18 protein-coding genes are annotated in these 19,881 nt (G+C 44.2%); 13 read left to right on the top strand and 5 right to left on the bottom strand.

Annotation, left to right across the window (positions count from 1 at the left end):
- Positions 1 to 114 precede the first annotated feature (114 nt).
- The 3 genes from QUA01_RS02895 (at position 115) to QUA01_RS02885 (ending at position 4,320) form a co-directional block, all read left to right on the top strand.
- Positions 115 to 489, top strand: coding sequence for a DUF1257 domain-containing protein (locus QUA01_RS02895; RefSeq protein WP_333087698.1), 375 nt, complete (start codon positions 115 to 117; stop codon positions 487 to 489).
- Positions 490 to 1,479: 990 nt separating this feature from the next.
- The gene (locus QUA01_RS02890; protein WP_333087699.1) at positions 1,480 to 2,835 is read left to right on the top strand and encodes a sensor histidine kinase; all 1,356 of its coding nucleotides are present in this window, start codon (positions 1,480 to 1,482) and stop codon (positions 2,833 to 2,835) included.
- Between the two features lie 108 nt (positions 2,836 to 2,943).
- Positions 2,944 to 4,320, top strand: coding sequence for a sensor histidine kinase (locus tag QUA01_RS02885; protein ID WP_333087700.1), 1,377 nt, complete (start codon positions 2,944 to 2,946; stop codon positions 4,318 to 4,320).
- A gap of 315 nt (positions 4,321 to 4,635) precedes the next feature.
- Here QUA01_RS02885 and QUA01_RS02875 read toward each other — a convergent pair whose 3' ends face one another.
- Entirely contained in the window at positions 4,636 to 5,415 is a 780-nt protein-coding gene (locus tag QUA01_RS02875; protein ID WP_333087702.1) for an ion transporter, read from the bottom strand.
- Positions 5,416 to 5,807: 392 nt separating this feature from the next.
- Here QUA01_RS02875 and QUA01_RS02870 point away from each other — a divergent pair, with 392 nt between their 5' ends.
- Positions 5,808 to 6,422: a phosphate-starvation-inducible PsiE family protein gene (locus tag QUA01_RS02870; RefSeq protein WP_442921514.1), complete on the top strand. Its 615-nt coding sequence runs from the start codon at positions 5,808 to 5,810 to the stop codon at positions 6,420 to 6,422.
- A gap of 296 nt (positions 6,423 to 6,718) precedes the next feature.
- Here QUA01_RS02870 and rimM read toward each other — a convergent pair whose 3' ends face one another.
- The 3 genes from rimM to QUA01_RS02855 form a co-directional block, all read right to left on the bottom strand.
- Positions 6,719 to 7,360: a ribosome maturation factor RimM gene (gene rimM / locus QUA01_RS02865; protein WP_333087704.1), complete on the bottom strand. Its 642-nt coding sequence runs from the start codon at positions 7,358 to 7,360 to the stop codon at positions 6,719 to 6,721.
- 187 nt (positions 7,361 to 7,547) lie between these two features.
- A complete protein-coding gene (locus QUA01_RS02860) occupies positions 7,548 to 8,180 on the bottom strand; it encodes a response regulator transcription factor (RefSeq protein ID WP_333087705.1) in 633 nt (210 codons plus the stop codon).
- 70 nt (positions 8,181 to 8,250) lie between these two features.
- Positions 8,251 to 9,525, bottom strand: coding sequence for a molybdopterin molybdotransferase MoeA (locus QUA01_RS02855; RefSeq protein WP_333087708.1), 1,275 nt, complete (start codon positions 9,523 to 9,525; stop codon positions 8,251 to 8,253).
- A 352-nt stretch (positions 9,526 to 9,877) separates the two neighbouring features.
- Here QUA01_RS02855 and QUA01_RS02850 point away from each other — a divergent pair, with 352 nt between their 5' ends.
- Genes QUA01_RS02850 through QUA01_RS02840 form a run of 3 tightly spaced genes read left to right on the top strand, consistent with a single transcriptional unit; the run spans position 9,878 to position 12,410 of the window.
- A complete protein-coding gene (locus QUA01_RS02850) occupies positions 9,878 to 10,444 on the top strand; it encodes an SH3 domain-containing protein (RefSeq protein WP_333087709.1) in 567 nt (188 codons plus the stop codon).
- Positions 10,445 to 10,458: 14 nt separating this feature from the next.
- Positions 10,459 to 11,583: a hypothetical protein gene (locus QUA01_RS02845; RefSeq protein WP_333087710.1), complete on the top strand. Its 1,125-nt coding sequence runs from the start codon at positions 10,459 to 10,461 to the stop codon at positions 11,581 to 11,583.
- Positions 11,584 to 11,591: 8 nt separating this feature from the next.
- Positions 11,592 to 12,410, top strand: a complete 819-nt coding sequence (locus QUA01_RS02840) for an ion transporter (RefSeq protein WP_333087711.1) — start codon at positions 11,592 to 11,594, stop codon at positions 12,408 to 12,410.
- Positions 12,411 to 12,673: 263 nt separating this feature from the next.
- Here QUA01_RS02840 and QUA01_RS02835 read toward each other — a convergent pair whose 3' ends face one another.
- A complete protein-coding gene (locus tag QUA01_RS02835; protein ID WP_333087712.1) occupies positions 12,674 to 13,714 on the bottom strand; it encodes an AI-2E family transporter in 1,041 nt (346 codons plus the stop codon).
- A gap of 659 nt (positions 13,715 to 14,373) precedes the next feature.
- Here QUA01_RS02835 and QUA01_RS02830 point away from each other — a divergent pair.
- From QUA01_RS02830 to QUA01_RS02805, 6 genes are all read left to right on the top strand, one after another.
- Positions 14,374 to 15,225, top strand: coding sequence for a DUF1206 domain-containing protein (locus QUA01_RS02830; protein WP_333087714.1), 852 nt, complete (start codon positions 14,374 to 14,376; stop codon positions 15,223 to 15,225).
- A gap of 60 nt (positions 15,226 to 15,285) precedes the next feature.
- Positions 15,286 to 15,900 (top strand): hypothetical protein, encoded by a 615-nt coding sequence (locus tag QUA01_RS02825; protein WP_333087715.1) that lies wholly within the window; start codon positions 15,286 to 15,288, stop codon positions 15,898 to 15,900.
- A gap of 235 nt (positions 15,901 to 16,135) precedes the next feature.
- Positions 16,136 to 17,176 carry a hypothetical protein gene (locus QUA01_RS02820; protein ID WP_333087718.1) on the top strand — a complete coding sequence of 347 codons (1,041 nt, stop codon included), beginning with the start codon at positions 16,136 to 16,138 and terminating at the stop codon, positions 17,174 to 17,176.
- Positions 17,177 to 17,268: 92 nt separating this feature from the next.
- On the top strand, positions 17,269 to 17,889 hold the full coding sequence (locus QUA01_RS02815; RefSeq protein ID WP_333087719.1) for a hypothetical protein: 621 nt from the start codon (positions 17,269 to 17,271) through the stop codon (positions 17,887 to 17,889).
- Positions 17,890 to 17,973: 84 nt separating this feature from the next.
- Positions 17,974 to 18,813 (top strand): hypothetical protein, encoded by an 840-nt coding sequence (locus QUA01_RS02810; protein ID WP_333087721.1) that lies wholly within the window; start codon positions 17,974 to 17,976, stop codon positions 18,811 to 18,813.
- Positions 18,814 to 19,198: 385 nt separating this feature from the next.
- Positions 19,199 to 19,765, top strand: a complete 567-nt coding sequence (locus QUA01_RS02805; RefSeq protein WP_333087723.1) for a DUF3611 family protein — start codon at positions 19,199 to 19,201, stop codon at positions 19,763 to 19,765.
- Positions 19,766 to 19,881: the final 116 nt, after the last annotated feature.

Below are 19,881 nucleotides of genomic sequence, written 5' to 3'. Positions count from 1 at the left end.
GCTCTATATTTGTCGTAAAAGTCGAGTTAAATAGCGCAAGTCCTAAGTTATTGACGGTGGTTGTTGATGCTATGATAATCAAATCAGCGTTTCACAAAAAAATCTGAAAGTGATATGTCACACTTCACAACGATCGAGGTTCAAATCACCAATGGCGAACTGCTGCATCAAGTGTTGGAAGAGTTGGGTTATAACGTAGAGTCCAACGTGCAGGTGCGGGGTTATCAGGGCGACCAAACTAATGCGGAGTATGTGATTCGGCAATCCAACGGTTACGATTTGGGTTTTCGTCGCAACGGAGAGAATTACGAATTGGTTGCGGATTTTTGGGGCGCTAGAATTAACAAGCAAGAATTTGTCAATTCAATTAGTCAAAAATACGCGCGCCGCCAGTTGATGGTGGCGGTGCAGTCCGAGGGTTTTCATGTTGAAAAAGAGGAAACGTTGGCGGACGGAACGGTGAGGGTTGTTGTGGGTCGATGGGTTTAAGACTTGCGCTTGAATAACTCGTTTTTATATACCAAGTAGGCGGGTACAAATCAATAAATATTCGATTGGTCAAGTGGGTTTTGCTTGGGAGCATCTGGTGTTTTGCGTTTATAGTGCGATCGTCCCCGAAGAGCGAGTACAATATGCGAGCGGGGACGATCGCACGCTCAATAAAAAAAATGCGTTTTGCAAAACACCAGATGCTCCCTTTTACTTTCATCTTCTGGCTGTGATTTCGTGACTCTTCGCTCGCGCCCGCTTCTAGGTTTTTGGGGATTCGGTAGGGGTTCGCTTGACTGACATCTTTGATAGCAACAAAAAATTCAGGTAAACCGTCACGCACACAACTAAAATTTTAGACTATTGTTCCTGCTCGCTGATTCATCTGTGGAGTAAATCTCAAACTTGTAGGGCGAAGTCAAAGTATCTAAAATCTCAAATCTACTGACTGGTGCGGGCTTTCGCAAACTAAGATTTAGGGGTTGTTGGAGTTGGAGTTGGAGTTGGAAACTTGCCTGCATTGGCATTTTTGCTTAAATACAGTAAAATCTGCCGATTTTTGCCTCCGGGCCAGTTTTGCGCGCTGGTGTCTCAAGTTCCTGAGACTGTGGGAATCCGGGCCGTCGAACTCTCGAAGGATGTCAGTATATTTGTTGATAACGGGCGATCGCAGTTCTCCAATTTCCTACCTAAAGAGGAAAATTGCATAACAGATTGCACTAATCTATTGATAGATTTTTAAGATTTTTCGGAAAACACGCGATCGCAGGGTATATCATGGTAAAAAGTTTACAGAAGAGTTCCGTAAGTTCCACAAAAGCTTCGATCGTTTAACATTGATTTAGAAACAAAATCCTTAGCAGACCATGCTATTGCGATCGGGTTTTCCCGTTGGGTGCTGTTGAAATTTGACAAACTAGCAATTACCCGTTAGCCATTAATAGCAACTTAACTTATCCATCAATACAAAATTTAACAGGGGTTTCATCTATGTTTGCTGTGCATGAAACAAACTCGGAGTTATCCGTTTTGCATATCAATGAAATTTGTAGTTGGGATATATCCTTAGAATCAACTCTCCTAGATTTGCCTCTCTACCACTGTCAAATTGACTTAACCCAACAGGCAAAAGAAGTAGCCCAGGCTTTTGAAGGAAATTCCATGCTTCCCGGCGTCATTTTGACCGAGCGGGGTAATTTTGTCGGCATGATATCCAGGCGTTATTTTTATGAAAAAATTAACAGGCGCTACGGGTTAGAAATGTTTTTTAAGCGACCGATAGAGGTATTGTACAGGTTTTCCAAGCAAGAGCTGCTGGTGCTTCCCGGTAGTAAATTAATAGTAGAAGCCGCCTCGGAATCTCTTTACAGGTTAGCAGAATTAGTCTACGAACCCGTAGTAGTGGAAGTAGCACCCCAGACTTACAAATTGTTAGACTCACACCAATTAATGGTGGCTCAATCCCGAATTCACCAACTAACAAATAAGCTGCTCAAGAAACAAACCCAAGCGAAACTCATTCAAACCGAAAAAATGGCGAGTCTGGGGAGAATTGTCGCAGAAGTAGCCCACGAAATTAGAAATCCGCTGAACAGTATTTGGGGAAATTTGACTTTTCTGCTGTCCTATTTTGAAAATTTGCTGCAACTAATGTCAGCTTATGAAGAGGAATATTCGGAACCCTCTCCCCGAATTAATGCCCTCAAAGAAGAAATTGAGTTTGATTTTTTACAAGAAGATTTGCCGATCACCTTAGAAGGGATGGAGTTGGGAGCCTCGCAATTGCTAAAAATAGTGAACGGGCTGCACCACTTTTCTCATATGGACGAGACAAAGCCAATGGAGACAGACATTCACGAATGCGTGGATATGACGCTGTTAATTCTCAAAAACCGCTTGAAGAATAGCATAAGAGTGGTAAAGATTTACGGCGAACTGCCCCTAGTTAGTGGCTACTCCGGTCAGTTGAGTCAGGTGTTTTTGAATTTGTTAGTTAATGCTATAGATGCCCTGACAGAGTACGCAGCAAATAGAGAAATACAGACCGAGTGCGCGGATAACTGGCAGCCCCAAATCGAAATTACCACTAATGTCAGAGAAACTGAACAGGGCCTGCAGGTAGCAATTGAGATTGCTGATAACGGGCCGGGCATTGCCCCAGAACATCATCAGCAAATATTTGATACCTTTTTTACCACAAAACCGGCAGGGAAAGGCAGCGGTATGGGGCTGGCTATCTGCCATCAAATCGTCACAGAAAAGCACGGCGGCCAACTTTTTTTGCGATCGCAACCAGGCCAGAACACCAAATTTGAAATTCTCCTGCCAATAGTTCGCAAAACATGATTAACTCAAAAACAGTTTTCTGGTTCGCTGCTGCGGTGAAATGATAGGCTACCTTAGTAGTGAGTTCTCATTTGACTTTTCCAGCATTTCGGCAATTATAAAGTTCCAGTGGCAAATACATTCAGTTCCAAACTACAAAGCCCTTCACTTTCCGAAGGCAGCCATCAAGACCTTTCACTAGAGTCTACCCTCTGGGATTTGCCCCTGTATGAATTTCAGGTAAAATCGAGCTGCTTGGCTGTGACAGTTGCCGAAATCTTTGAACGGCATCCTCTGGTGCCGGGAGTCGTCTTGATCGAAGCAGGAGAGTTTGCGGGCATGATCTCGCGCAGACAACTGCTGGAATATCTGCTCAAACCCCAAGGCCCTGAGCTATTTTTGCACCTGCCGCTGAAAGTGCTCTACAGTTACGCTCGCGTCGAAATATTATTGCTCGCAGAGAGTACAACCATTTTGGCGGGAGCTCCACAAGCTTTGCGCCGATCGCCCGAATTGCAGTCAGAACCAATCGTCGTCCAAATAGACTCCCAATCTTACCGACTCTTAGACCCTCACGCACTAAACATCGCCTACTGGCAAATTCGCGGCATAGAAACTCAAGTCCGCTACGAAAGAGCCCAAACTCAAATGATTCAAAGCGAAAAAATGGCTAGTTTAGGCCGTTTAGTCAACGGAGTAGCCCACGAAATTTTAGATCCGGTGGGCTTTATTTGGGGGAATTTAACCTACGTCAGCGACTACAGCAAAAACTTGATGGAGTTGCTCTTAGTTTACGACGCGCACTGTACCGAACAACCGCCGGAAATAGCACGGCTCAAAGAAAAGATAGACTATGACTTTTTGCAAAACGATTTCCTGCGAACTGTGGCCAGCATCAAAGCCGGAGCCGAACGTTTGAGTAAGTTAGCAACCAGTTTGCAAAATTTCTGCCACATCGACGATATTTATCCCAAACCGACCGACTTGCACGCCAATATAGACAGCATACTCTTGCTGCTCAAAAGTCGTTTGACCAGGGAAATAAAAGTAGTAAAAAACTACGGCTACCTGCCGCCGGTACCGTGCTATGCAGGACAGCTCAACCAAGTATTTATGAATATCTTGACCAATGCTATTCATACATTAATTAACGAAGCAGTCGGTCAAGAATTGGCGAAGGAGTTCAAGGGTGGAGGAATCAGAGAGGGCGATCGCCAGCCTCAAATTGAAATTACAACTGAAGTGGGCTGTCCCGAACCTGCGAGCGACTTGAACCAACTTCACGATCGCTGGGTTTCGATTCGCATAGCAGATAACGGGCCGGGAATGTCACCTCACAAATACAAAAGAATCATAGAATCATTCTCTGCCGAAAAACGCGCCCTCAAAGAAACCAGCTTAGCAGTTAGCTATCAAATCGTGACGGGCAAACACGGCGGCGCATTCAGAATGCGATCGGAATTAGGAACAGGTACCGAATTTGAAATCTTGTTACCTTTAGCTTAAAGAAGTTATTGGTTATTGGTTATTGGTTATTGGTTATTGGTTATTGGTTATTGGTTATTGGTGATTGGTGATTGGTTATTGGTGATTGGTTATTGGTGATTGGTTGTTGGTTGTTGGTTGTTGGTTGTTGGTTGTTGGTTGTTGGTTGTTGGTTGTTGGTTATTGGTGATTGGTTATTGCTTGTTGGTTGTTAGTTATTAGTTATTGGTTGCAGCTAACAAATAACCACTAACAAATAACCACTAACAAATAACTACTAACAAATAACTACTAACAAATAACTACTAACAAATAACTACTAACAACAGCCAACAGTCAACCATTATCCAACTGAGTGCCACACATTTTACAGAATTTAGCATTAGCATCATGTACTAACCAACCGCAACCCTTACAAACAATCTCTACTTGATTAGCACTTTTAACTAACTGTTTAATCAAATCCCCCAACTGCCAAGGAATCAGAGCAATTCCCGTCAAAATCATCAAAATAGTTAGAAAACGGCCGGATTCTGAAATCGGAGTAACATCGCCAAATCCTACTGTAGTCATCGTGACAACCGAAAAATAAACAGCATCTAAAAAAGTGCCAAAAGCTGCGGGATTTTCCGAATGTTCGACTTGATAAATCAAACCAGAATAAACAAAAATTATCGCCAGTAAAGTAAACACAATCCGGGAAAAAATCACCCCATCTTCGGTGCTGATGCGAAAAACCGAATTTTTTAATTCCAGAAAGCGGATGAGTCGGAGAATTCTAAACCAGCGAAAAATCCGAATAAAACTGACATTGACAAATCCCAGTAAAAATGGTAATATTGCCAGCAAATCGACTATTGAAAAAAAACTAAAAATAAACTTAAATTTATGATCGGCGCACCACAGCCGCACTAAATATTCAACAGTGAAAACGACTAAAAGAGCGGTATCGAGAGTTGCCAATCGAGTTCTAACTAATTCGGAAATCGGGTAAGTTTCTGCGATAAAGCTGGCAGTAGATAGGAGAATGAGTCCGGTAATAATTAAACTGACGGTTCTCCCTGGGGGCGTTTCAATGTCTTCTAAATAAAATGCAATTTGTTTGCGATTTAACATAAATAATCTGTATTTTAGCAGGACTCGGCGATTGAAATACTCAGCGTCAAAGGATGTGCGCGCCGGAGGGCGACTGAAAAGGAAACGGGGTATTAAAGCCGGCTTTAGGATAATTCCCCTAGGGGCTGGTTCACGAATGTATGCAGCAATACAAACGAGAAATCCTGTAAACCCGCCGCCCCAACCTACTCCTTTAAAGTATCGAAAGGCGACGGAAATCGCCTAAGCGTCAAACGATATCCGCCGGAGGGCGACTGAAGAATCTACGGGGTATTAAAACCTGATTTAATATAATTCCCGTAGGGGCTGGTTCAAAAATAATATATAATTCAGACACACAATCTATATACCAATACACTTGGGTTAACGCTGTTTCTTGCCAGGAGAGCTCCTTGCATCTCCCTGGTTGTAGGGAATTAGGGGTTGGCGCAAGAGCAATTTCTTGTCCCCTGGGGAGGGACGGTGGGCGATCGGGCTACATCAACCCGCCCCAACACGGCACAGAGTTCGATCGCTGGCAATTCAATGCACATGATATAACTGGTATGCTGAAAAAAATTTTTAGGCGAATTTCTCAGTTTGACAGCGAGAAAAATTTTCTGCATTTTACAGAAAGTGTAGAAGTAATAATATCGAAAATTCTCTCACTGGCGATGATTGTGGTAATTATCGTCAGCGTTTGCGATTTGCTGATTTATTTAGCAAAAGAGTTGTTTAACAACGACAATCCTTTACTAAAAGACACGTTGTTTGTCATATTTGGGCTGTTTTTAAATGTTTTAATTGCTCTGGAAATCTTGGAAAACATTACAGCTTATCTAAAAAAGCACGTAATTCAAGTAGAGCTAGTTATTGTAACTTCTTTAATAGCCGTATCTCGAAAAATAATTATTCTGGACTTAGAAAAAAAAACAGCAGCAGATTTGATAGGTCTATCGACGGCAATTTTGGCCCTTTCAATTAGTTATTTAATCGTGCGATATAGCAATAATAGACACGATACTTAATATCTAGATAGAGAGTATTCGACCTCTCGAACAGTTTTAACAATCGCGTATTGAATTTTAGTTTTATAGCCAATTTGAAGATTTGGCAGACGGTGAACTCAAGGGCAGTGGCGAAGTCTGGAACGGGAAGTTTGTCTTGGGGTCGATCGAATACGGCAATGGTGCGATCGCTTCGGTAGACAAAGATCAATTCTTTGTCGGGGTCAATCAGCCAGCCCATGTGGTTTGGTGCGTCGCTTCTCGCCAATCAAATAGTGGTGAAAATTTCGTTAACGACGCACCAAAATATTTTGATATTAGTCTAACAAACCAGCGGGAGGCACAATTTCAATTCGGCCTTTTTCTAAGTCAACAACTGGCACAATCTCTTGCACGAAAGGAATCAAAACTTTTGTAGATTTGGGCTGTTTGACGCGGATTTTCCGTGGTTTGCGGGTATTTCTGGGATCAGGGTTTGTTTTGGGAATTTCAGCTTTTTTGGGCTTTTCTAGTTCTGGGACGACAATTTCTGGCAGCGTTAGATTTGTTTCTACTTCTAACAAGTCGTTACCTGCGGCAAGAATATCACTTACTTTGCCTAAAATTTCCCCGGTTAATTGGTTAAAAACTTCCATACCGATCAAATCTTGCACGTAAAACTCATCAGGTTCGAGGTAAGGTCGATCGGTCTTTTCTACAAACAACTTACAGCCCCGCAGCGCCTCGGCACTATCGCGGTCTTCCACGCCCTCCACCTCTACAGCATACAAGCCTTTGCCCGGTATGTAGCGACCTCCCAAAAACTCGATCGGTTCCGGTTCACTTTTGTTAGGGCGCAAAAGCCACCGCTTCCCCGGTTCGATAAATCTCTCCGGGAAATCTGAATCGGGATAGACTCGCACTTCCCCGTCCAAACCTTGAGCTGCTACAATTGTACCGATTTCTATCCACTCTGACATAAACTTTTTGGGAATTAGGAATTAATTGGGAATTGGGAATTGGGAATTGGGAATTGGGAATTGGGAATTGGGAATTGGGCCCGCGCAGGGAATTGGCCCGCGCAGGGCAGTGGGAATAGGAACTAACCAATAACCAATAACCGATAACCAATAACTAATGACTGCTGACTCCTGACTGCTGACTTCTTTAAACCAACCCGGTTCTCAGGGCTACAACTGCCGCTTGCACGCGGTCATCCACAGCCAACTTATTCATAATACCGCGAACGTGAGTTTTAATAGTATTTGGACTCAAGTAAAGTGCCGCTGCTATCTCTGGATTGCTGTTACCTTCCACCATTAACTTTAATACCTCCAACTCCCGCTGCGACAACTGACCAAAAGTAGCTGTAGAGGCTGGTGTCGGCGGTTTGAGATGCTCGATCACAGTGCGGGCAATTTGAGGGTCAAGGTATGTAGCCCCCTCTGCTGCCGCTGCGATCGCCGCTAACAGCCTGTCTACGGAAGCACCTTTAATACAATAAGCATCAGCACCGCTAGAAAGTGCTGCAATAATTTCAATTTCTGCTGTGTGAGAAGTTAACATTACCACTCGAACTTCCGGCATTTGTGATTTAATTTTTTGAGTGGCTGCTATGCCGTCTAGCCTGGGCAAACCGATATCCATAACAATAATATCAGGCTTGAGTTTCAGTGCAGCAGCTACTCCTAAATACCCGTCTTCTGCTTGCCCTACTATTTCTATTTCTGGCGAATCTGCTAATACTTGCTCTAATCCCAGTTGCATCATCGGATCGTCTTCAACAATTAAAATTCTCATAATATGAATCAGGAAGGAATATGGAAGATTAATAACTACTAACTACCAACTACTAACTACTAACTAATGACTAATGACTAACTTTTAAAACTTTAACAAATTCGCCTGGGGGAATCCAGGTTTCTGCTGCTGGCAAAACTGCTAAACCAGTTGTATTAGCAAGGTTAATTAAATTCGCTGAATTTTGGCTGCCGCTAGCTGGTTCAAATTCCCAGACTCCCGCCACTAAATGTAGTTTACCCCAAACATAAGTTTCGCGCTTGCCGATCGATCGCAATTCCACATTACACCTAGCCTTGACAAACTCCGGCCCCCAAGCATCCGCACCGAGCCCCGACATCTTTCTCAAAGCAGGCACAACAAACCGCCAACAGCAGACTAAAGCTGAAACCGGATTTCCGGGCAAACCAAAATAGAGACAATCCAAACTCGAAATCGGCGCATCAGATTTTGTTTCACCTCGTTTAAACGCAGCAACGGTTAAGGGTTTTCCCGGTTTAATCGCCACAGCCTGAATGTGAATTTTACCTCCTAAATCTGCCAAAATTTTCTCTACATAATCGTAGTCTCCTACCGAGACACCGCCTGTAGAAAGCACCACATCCGCTGTCGAAACAGCCTGGGCGATCGCCTTTTGTAGCGCATCTTCGCGATCGGGAATTATCCCCAATCCGATCGGCTCACATCCCATTTGCGCCAACAAAACAGACAAAGCATACTGATTCGAGTCTACCAGTTTCCCAGGACTCAAAGGTTTGTCCGGCGATACCAATTCGTCACCAGTAGAAAAAATAGCGACGCGCACGCGCTTGTAAACGGGAACTTTAATGCACTGTGCAGTTGCTAACACTGCTATTTCTGGTGCATTGATAGCAGTACCGCGATCCATCAAAGTTGTTTCTGCTTGATAAAAAGCGCCTTTGTGCCTGACAAAAGCTTGCGGTTTTTCAGGAGTAACTAAGACAAAAATACGATCGCCCTCACGCCTCGTTTCTTCCTGCATTACCACCGTATCAGCACCATCCGGCATCATAGCCCCGGTAAAAATTCGCGCCGCTTGGCCCGGCTGCACCGTAATTTGAGGCAGATATCCCGCTGGAATCTCCTCAACTACTTCGAGCACCGCTGGTTTTTCGGCGCTGCAATTTTCCACATCGGCAAACCGCACGGCATATCCATCCATTGCCGAATTGTCCCAATAAGGAAAATCGAGGGAACTTGTCACAGGCGCGGCCAAGATTCGCCCCGATGCTGCCAGCAAGTCTACTGTTTCTACATCCCGCTGACTGTCGGGAGATTGCGCCAAATTTAGTATTATCGATTCTGCTTCTTTTACTGACAGCATGACTGTTTCCTGCGATCGCTCTGCGATTATTTTAACAGTCCTGCACGCAAAAAATACTTTGACAAACTACCCATATCGGTCAAGTGTGCAGTGTGCACATAAGCTATTAGCTGCGTAGAGGACTGGCTCTTTGCTGAGTTTGGCAGTGGCAATGATTGATGCTGTGGGCGATCGTAAACCGCGCGTTTATGCTTGATTACCGGCGATCGACCTTGAAAATCTGACCAGCACGGCAGCAAATATAACTTTTTTATGTCTTGCGAGTGATTCTTTATTCATGCTTTAAGCAGATGAGCAAAATCAAAATTTGAGATAGGCTGTTGACATAAAGAGTTAAAACTGAGATAAAGTGATGAAACAGAATGGAAGCTGGAAAAAATATACAAGTTTAACAAGTTCGTTATTGTTGAGTGCAACGGTTTTAGTTGCTCCGGCGTTTGCTAACGAGACCAATCAAACTCAAAACGTTAAACTTCAAAATACAAATCAATATTTACTAGCACAAATACCCGATAGCTGTCGCCAGGTAATTGCTAGTAACGGTCTTAACGTGCGCCAAGAAGCGAACAGTAATAGCCAAGCAGTTGGCATCATCGGCTCCGGCAGAACTGTGACAATTCAAAGTCTGGGTGAGAATGGTTGGGTGCCAATTACAGCACCGCTAAAAGGCTACGTATACGGTGGTTTTCTCGGGGAGTGCGAAACTGCAAATACTCCGCCTCCTACTGACTGCCGCTTAGTTGCAGCCGTCAGAGGAATTAACGTACATCAAACACCTTCGAGCGAGGGGGAAACGGCTGGTTTCATTGCGAACGGACGAAGAGTGACGATTGAAAGTTTAGGAAGCGATGGTTGGGTGCCTATTACAGTACCTCTGAAAGGCTACGTCCAATCTGAAAACCTGGCATATTGTCGTTAATTGAAAAAACAGTGATGAATGACCAATCAAACCCAGAAGAAAAAACTGATTTGCAGCCAAAGTCTAGTTTGTTAAATGTGGTTGCTGAGACAGCAGAATCTGCACTGAATGCAGGCAAAGCGGTTGTTGATACGGCAGTTGATTTGGGGGAAGCTGCTGCTAAACAAACTTATCGATTAATTGGACACGCAACGCAGGGAACCGGACAAGTTGTGACTTTTGTTGGGAATCTTCCTTTTGTCAGACAAGTTGCAGGTGTGTTCAGGGTTGATTGGTTAGTTGGAGTTACCTCGCGCGTCGATTTGGCCAAAGCCGAAGCGGAAGTCAAGCAACTTCAACAACAGTATCCCAAGGAAAATTCCAGCGAAATTGCCCATCGCATCATGGTGCAAAAAGCGATCCAAGCAGGTGGTGTCGGACTTGCTAGCAGCCTTTTACCCGGTGTCGCGGCTGCACTGTTGGCGATCGATTTAGTCGCGACTACTGCGATTCAAACTGAAATGGTTTATGAAATTGCTGCCGCTTATGGGATGGATTTGCAAGATCCAGGGCGAAAAGGCGAGGTTTTGGCAATTTTTGGGTTGGCGCTGGGCGGTAGCAACGCCATGAAAGCAGGTTTGGGTTTTTTACGCAACGTACCGCTGGCAGGTGCGATGATTGGTGCGAGTACGAATGCTACGATGCTGTACGCGCTGGGATATGCGGCGCGCGAGTTTTATGAAGCCAAATTGAGGGAAGATGCTGATAAACCTGCAACCGAAACGCTGCAAGCAATTCAGCAACAAAGCGAAGAATATCTCGATGTGGCGATCGCCCAACAAGCAGTTATGGATCAAATTATTGTGCACATGATTCTAGCAAGTTATCCCAACAAAAACTGGGAAGATATTTTGCCAGGATTGAAGGTGTTGCAATTAAATGCCCATTCTCTGAATACGATTGCTACTAATATTAAATCGCCCGAACCATTAGATGCCTTGTTAGAGCAACTCAACCCCGACTTTGCCGTACCGCTATTAGCTCAATGCCGTCGCATTGCCCAAAGTAGCGGGGAAGTCTCCGAACCAGAACAGAGAGTCCTCGGTGCGATCGCCGATCGCCAAAGCCGATCGCAAAAAATCGACGCTCTGGATCGGTGACTTAACCTATGAGCGACCCAAACCTTGCAGAAAAACCAGCCCTAGAACAAGAGCGCAGCGAGATTTTACAGCAGCTAGAAGATTGGCTGGAAACTCCCATGCTGGTGCTGTCATTTGTGTGGCTAGCTCTATTTATAGTTGAATTAATTTGGGAATTAAACCCGTTTTTAGAATTCGCCAGCAATACAATTTGGGCGATTTTTATTGCAGATTTTATACTTAAACTCGCCATTGCACCGCGCAAAATTTCCTATATCAAAAGCAATTGGATCGCAGTTTTTTCTCTGCTGTTACCTGCTTTGCGTACCTTTCGATTTATCCGAATTTTCCGAGCATTTAAGACAGCACGGGCTGTCCGAAGTTTGCAGTTGTTGCGAGTCATGACTCGTACCAATCGAGGGATGCGGGCCTTAGCTGCAAGTGTTCAACGCAGGGGATTTGGTTATGTTGTAGGACTAACAATAATTATTACCTTGGTAGGCGCAGCGGGGATGTATGCGTTTGAAAAAGATGTCGGCGACAGTTCCTCCGGTTTAAATAATTACGCCACTGCTTTGTGGTGGACGGCAATGTTGATGATGACATTGGGTTCGGAATATTGGCCAAAAACGCCTGAAGGCCGCATACTTTGCCTTGTTTTGGCACTTTATGCTTTTGCAGTTTTTGGTTATGTAACTGCGACAATCGCCACATTTTTTATCGGTCGCGATGCAGAGGATGAGGAAGCCGAATTAGCAGGAGCAAAGTCAATTGCAGCCCTGAGCGCTGAAATTGCTGCCTTGCGGACGGATATTCAGCAATTACTGCATCAGAACTCAAATTCTTGAATCAGATATAGCAGTCCTTGCAGGAATCGTAAAGTTTTTCACCCCACCCCAACCCTCGCCTTATTAAGGGAAGGAGTAAGAAATTCACAAATGATTTAGGATTGCTATACATATCAAGAGGGTGTAGGAAACCGGATAATTACAATCAGGACTTTCAAGATGATTGGGCGGTTGCAACCGCATCTAAAAAAACGATTTCGGCCTGAACCTACTGCTTCGCAAAGAATCTCCAAAACCCAAATTTTGTATAATATAACATCATTTCATGGTTTCCGCGAGGGAGCGGTTTCCCAGCGATCTAATATATCTTTGATTACAACTTCTTTAACCCAAGTTTGAGCAACAATTAGGATTGGAAGCGCTAGCAATAATCCTAAAAACCCCAATAAAGAACCAAATGCTCCCAACAAAGCTAAGGTGTATGCCGGGAGCAGGGACACTTGCTTTTCCATGATTATAGGTGTAATAAAATTGCCTTCTATTTGTTGAATTACCAAATAAAGTAACAATACGGCACCTGCTTTTCCTGGAGAATCTAACAAAGCTAGCAACATGGGTGGAACGACACTCAAAATCGCGCCAACATAAGGAATTAAAGCTAATAAAAATGCTAAAAATCCGTTAACAAAAGGCAGTTGCACTTGCAAGAGAAACAGACCCACAGTGCTCGCAATCCCAATAAAACTCATGCTGAATGCAATTCCCGCCAACCAGCCCATTAAATTTTTTTCACATTCAGTCAGAATTTCATCGACTCGCTGGCGGTAAAAAGCGGGAAACAGCCTGATTATTACTTGGCGGTACGGCACGGGATTTACCACAAGCATAATTGTCAAAACGGTAATTAACAAGAAATTAATTACTAAACTGAGGGAGTTGGATAAAAATAGATAGATATGGGAAATTATCCACTGAGAAAGGGTTTGGAGTTGTTGGCTCAAATTATCAAGATTGGGAATATTATTTAAGGCCGGTTCCGGCACTTTTGCTTGCAACCAGTCGATCCACAATCGCAGTTTTTCTATCCCTAGCGGGATAAGTTTAGTTAGCTGTTCAAATTGAGAACTGAGGCGCGTGAATATCAGGAAAATAAAAACAGATGAGATCACCAGTACAATGCCAACTGTTAAAGCGATCGCCAGTTCGCGCCTAGCACCAGACTGCTGCAATCTTCGCACTAAACGGTTGAGAGCGATCGCTAAAATTACGGCAGTAAAAAACAATAAAATGACCGCTCTAATTTTCCACAAAATATAGAGCGAGACTATCAAAGCCAAAAAACCGATCCACTCTCCTAAACCCATAACATAAACCCCTCCTACCGGTTATACAGGAACGGTGCAATATCTGAGATTAAACCAAAGACAACTGCGATCGCGATCGGGCTTAACCAGGTTCTCAAGTTGGACAGCGCAATTTTCATGAAACTTCTCTGATAACTCTTATGGGATAGCCGTCCCGTCTGTCTTGGAAAATATTTTTTGGAGAAATCTATTTTCTACAGCATACCTACCTATGGGAAAGATTGTGCAGAATTCCAGCAGATTTCCTCAAATCTTACTTAAGATATATTCCCCCTACATTCAATTTAAAAATTCTCGTACCTCAGATAGATCGCGCGCATAATTCGACTAACTAAAAAGCACGGGGCGATCGCCGGTACCGAGCCAGTCCCATCCTGGGCTAATCTTCCACAGAGGCTATTTGATGGCGATCGCCCTGACTGATTTACCTACCTGGAGGGATGCCAAAACTCTCTGAGCAGGAGAAAATCATAGTGGAATAAATACAAATACTATATCTGCCTTCAAAAAAACCTTTTTTACTCAGAATTTCCCTTTTTTGCTTGTCCTCTTACCAACCAAACACAGGCGAGCGAACTGCCTCCGGCACGCTGCGCGATCGCACTAAATTTATGAATAGGCGGCTCGAATACCCAACTAATTCCAAATTGTAGAAAAATATGACACGGCGCAACTCACCCACCGATAGCATCACAGAACCTGTCCGACGCGCAAGTTCTCATCCCTGGTTCGAGCGACTGGCAAGACTGGGATATGCCGCCAAAGGCTTAGTTTACTTTATCATCGGTTTTCTTGCCGCACAAGCTGCTTTTGGATCTGGTGGCAAAACAACCGATACTAAGGGTGCATTAGCAACAATTGTCTCCCAACCCTTCGGAAAATTCCTGCTATTTTTGGTGACAATTGGTATTATTGGGTACGTCCTTTTGCGGATTGCTCAAACCGTTCTCGATCCAGAACACGCTGGCGAAAAAATGGATGCCAAGCGAATTGCGACGCGCATTGGCTACGCTTTTAGTGGGTTAGCTTATGCAGGTTTGGCCGTGACTGCTGTCAAATTAATTATCGGTTCTGGTGGTGGTAGCAGCGGCAATTCAACTCAAGATTGGACAGCTTTGTTTTTATCTCAACCTTTTGGTCAATGGCTGGTAGGGCTGGGGGGAGCAATGACGATCGGTGTGGGTTTCTCTTACCTTTATAAAGCATTTAAGGGAAAATTCCGCCAGCAGTTCAAACTCACTCAAATGAGTAACAACGAGCAAACTTGGGCCGTGCGACTGGGTAGACTGGGGATTGCGGCTCGTGGCATTGTCTTCACTATCATCGGCTTTTTCTTGATTCAAGCTGCGAAGCAATCAGATGCCAGTCAAGCTAAAGGATTTAGTGAGGTGCTGGCATCCCTGGAACAACATCCGTTTGGCCCGTGGATTCTCGGTTTAGTGGCTTTGGGTTTGATTTCCTATGGCATCTACTCATTAGTTCAAGCTCGTTACCGACAAATTCTGCACTGATAAACTGTTCGCTCCCAACAAAATTAATAAAATTTTTTCTGTTAAGACGGAAAGATAGTCATGATAATTACAAACTGGCGTGGGTATCGAGTTGCAGCTTGGGTAGGACAGGCGTTATTAACAATAGCAGTAATAGCTGCTCTGAGTCAGGGAAAATGGCAAAATGCCTTGGGGTTAGCCTTATTCTTGGTAGCATCCCTGGCGTTTGTGGTGAGGGAAGATCATTTGCCAACGCTGTTTGATTTCCTGTTTGTGCTTGCTGCTTTACTCAACGCCGGAGGCTGGGTTTTGGGGCTGTTTTATCAACCGGGACCTTATGATGAAATTGTTCATGCTTTCACGACTTTTGCCGTGACTTTAGCATTGAGTTTTTTAGCATACAGTTCAATGCTGACTATTTTTCGCACCCATAAACTGCTGTACTTGCTAACAATAACCAGTTTTGGGATTGCGATTGGTGCTTTGTGGGAAGTTGCCGAATGGACGGCTGGTATTGTTCTCTCAACCGAAGTGATTGAGAGTCTGAATGATACGATTATTGATTTGATTATGGATAGTGTGGGAGCTGCAATAGCTGCCCTAACTAGCTTATGGACGTTGCAAGAATGGATGCGCCCCAGCGCGACAGTGGGGAATCAAGCATCTATCGGCAATAGTCGGAGCGATCGCACTTAACTCAAAGCAAATTCATCATTTTTTCTTCAATCATCTTTCATCAGATAGATATTTTCTTATTGCCTCCGACAGATGGCAAGCTTTGGAGAGTTGAGATTAAATGTAGAGAGATAAACAAGTTTTGAGAGAATGTAGAACACAGACAATCGACCTTTAGCCAAAGTCAATTTTTAATAATTAATTTAAATTTTCACGTTACTGCAAGAGGTTGGTTGTTGCGATTTAGGAGGATTTTATGAAAATAAAATCATTTTCAACGGCAATTGGACTGGTTATGTTGGGTTCAACCCTTTATTTACCGGAAATTGCCCAAGCTAGTCCCAAACCCTCGATCCAAGTAGCTCAACGAAGAGTAGTCGGCTCTGATATCGACAGTTTTACCGCGTATCCAGTACAACGATTAGATCCGGGAACAGAACTCTTTTTCGTGCTGCGAGGAGCCCCGTATTCTAGAGCTACGTTGACTATCCCAAATGCAGTGCAAAATCTGCCGATGCGGGAGGTTCAACCGGGAGTTTACGAGGCAAGCTACATGATTCGCGAGGGCGATCGAATTTCCGAAAATACAGTTGTGCGGGCAAATTTGCAACAAGGCGATCGCATCAGTAGCACCCGCTTGCAACAACCTCTAATTGCGGGTTATAGCGATCGCGGCTTTCAATCTTTGTCTATTAACCGGTTCAGTGCTCAACCAGTACAGCAGTTAGATCCGGGAACCACGCTCAATTTCAAATTGCTCGGCACTCCTAACGCTACAGCTAATTTCTCCATTGAAGGAGTTGCTTATAACATCCCCATGCGGGAAGAATCCAACGGCGTTTACACAGGGGAATATACGATCCGCAGGCAAGATTATTTCCCCCCTGCGGGTGCAGCGGTTACTGCTAGTTTGCAGTCGGGGAATCAAGTTATTCGTTCCCGTTTAGATCGAGAGCTAGTTGCTGGCGATGATACCAGTGTTGAGACTGCCGAAATCCCTCTAGAAATTATCACTCCCGAAGAAAATGCTCGCGTCAGCGGGACGGTTAAAGTAGAAGGCCGCAGCGCACCAAATGCAACAGTTAATGTCGAGGTTCAGGCGAATTCTTCTGTAGCAGGTTTGTTTGGGTTTAAACGAAACATCCTCGAACGCATAATTAAAGCGGACGAACAAGGTAACTTCAGTTTTGCTTTTAATCCGACCATTGCTCTACCAGGAACCAGATACGAAGTGAACCTCAGTTCTAACAGCGGCGATCGCACCAGTGAAGAAACTTTGGTACTGTTTCAAAATTGAGCAGTTACCAGCGACTATTTGCAGCGACTATTTGCTCGCTAAAAAACTGGCAAACTCTGACTAAATTTTAAAAATTCCATCAGGAGGTATCGATGAATAAACTCAATCGCTGGGAAAAAACACCAGGGATATTACAAAAATTCATCTCTGGAACTTTATTAATCGGTCTGCCAATCATCCCTCTGGCTGCATCAGCAACTCCTCTTTCTACACTCAAATCTTGTCCTGGCATTTATTATGAAGAACCTTACAACAGTAATGTTCGGGTTCCCCAGGGATGTCAGTCGAATGCTGCAAGTCAAAGATTGAACCAGCAAGAGTTGGGTCAAAATATGGTTCCTCCCGCGAGGCCAACAAATGTTACGCAACCACCTTTGCCAGAAACAAGACAGACTCCCATTGCCACTGTCATGCCAATAGCAGGTGAGGTGAGCGTGAAATTAACAAACAGCACAAATGCCTCGATTTCCTATCAGGCGATCGGGCATACTGAATCCCGAATGCTAGCGCGCGGAGCAGAAATTATCCTGCAAAATCTACCAACGCCTGTGACAGTCACAATGGTGCGCGCAGATGGAGGGCTGCTGAAAGTTATACCCATGTCTAGTTCTGAAAAAGGGATGCTAGAAGTTTCAATAGATGAAACGAGTAACTTTGATGGCAATCAAGGAGTTTTAAGAATTCAACCTGACGGTCAAGTGTTTTTGAATTAGCCAATCAAAAGACCCGGTTTTGAAGAGCAAAAACTCTGTAGCTTGATCAACAAAATAAACAAAAAAAATTTAGGAGGTTTTTCAATGGTTAATAATCGTTTAAACAATTCTACTCAAAAACTATCGAATGCTTGGGGAAGTGCGATCGCACTCGCACTAGCAGCTATGCTGCTTCCGGGTTGTACTACCCCACAGCGGCAAGCAACGGCACCTGTACCTGCACCTGGAACACCCGGTTCGGTTGCCACGACAACCGAGAATGTGGTTGATAACACAGCACAACTGCTTGGCAAAACTGTGACCATCAGAAGCGAACCAGTCAAAAAATTGGGGCCATCGACCTTTACAGTTAGCGATCAGGAGTTTTTTGGCAGCGAACCGATTTTGGTTGTCAATGCCACCGGCAAGCCTTTTGTGCTGCCGGCTGAATCAGGTCAAGAAGTTCAAGTAACGGGAACTGTTCGCAACTTTGTGCTTGCAGATATTGAGCGCGAGTACAAATTAGGCTTAGAGCCAAACCTGTACGCCGATTACGAAAGTAAACCTGCCATCGTTGCACAATCGATGGCGCTAGCCCCCACACCGGGGGAACTCACCTCAGACCCCAAAAAATACTACGGCAAAACCCTGGCGGTAAGCGGTGAAGTCGAAGACATCAAAAGTCCAAACTCGTTCACCTTGGATGAAGACAAATTAATTGGCGGAGAAGATTTGTTAGTGATACACACCGTTCCACAACCAAGCGTGAAAGAAGGCGAGAAAGTTGCCGTAACCGGTGTGCTCCGTCAGTTTGTTGTCGCTGATCTCGATCGCGAATACGATTTGCAATGGGATTTGACCTTAAAGCAGAAGCTAGAAGCCGAGTATACCAACAAACCCGTGCTAGTTGCTACAGGCGTGTATCCCTCAGCCATTCCTGACTGATGAATAGACCTCTCAAATAACTCTTGTGGAACAGGCTATTTGAGCCTGTTCTTTAGAGGATTTTAGAAGAGAAGTCTAATAGAGGACTCATATCGTGTGCGATCAATTAAGCCCGATCGCTCGGGTTCGTAGTGTTGACTTCAGTCCGCACTACGAACCTTTTTTGTGAGGGTAATAGATCGGACATGATATCACTCCGGGATGATGAGAAACCGGGTTTGATGCACTAAAATTATTGGTTGTTACCCGAAGATTAAGTAAAAAACTAAGGCTTGAAGGCATTGATGCGTCCAGGAGCGATGGCTTGCACCCGGACTACCGACCGAAAGAACCTCTTCCTTGTTTCGTTTGTGATAATTATCAATTCAGCAATAAGGTGTATATCATGAATCAATCAGAATCCGTATCGCCACCACTGCTCCAAAGCAAATTCGTCGAGAATTTTCGTTGGTTCAGTCGATTTAGCTTCTGGGTACAGTTATTGTTTGGTGCGGTTTCCGGTATTACTTTAATACTTGCCATGTTGAGCCGCAACCTGAGCGAGCAACCCAATAATCCAGGTATTGGGTTCGGCATAGTTTTAGCGATAGTTGGTGTGGTATTGCTTGCTTTTAGAATATTTTGGGATTTTAGATATCGACTTTTAGGCAGACGTTTACAAGGAGGCGATATCGAGTTCTATCCCAGCAAAGAAGATATTACTCAAGCCTTACGAATTGGATTAAATTCTAGTTTGGTAGGGCTACTGCTCGCGTTTCTCGCTTCGGAAGCAACAGTGGGTGTAGTTTTAGCAAAAACGCTCGCTCAACCACAAGCGCTCGCAACTAATACGCCAGAAAATGTGATTCGTTCCCTAGATATTTTTGTAACGATGTCAAACGTCAATATGATTGGCGCTCACTTTTTTGGAGCTGTTACTTCTCTTGGGTTACTCAATTGGGTAGAAGAGTAGTTGGGCAGCAAAAAACACAACTCCTATGCCGTCAGGACTTACAAATGGTGGTATATTCAACTGAGACCGTGTCCCCTCGATTACCACAACCAAAACGGTTCGCGCGTGCGGAATGG

This window comes from Microcoleus sp. S36a_B3 (genome assembly GCF_036700745.1).
Lineage (GTDB): Bacteria > Cyanobacteriota > Cyanobacteriia > Cyanobacteriales > Microcoleaceae > Microcoleus.
This window is presented reverse-complemented; position numbering and strand designations above follow the sequence as displayed.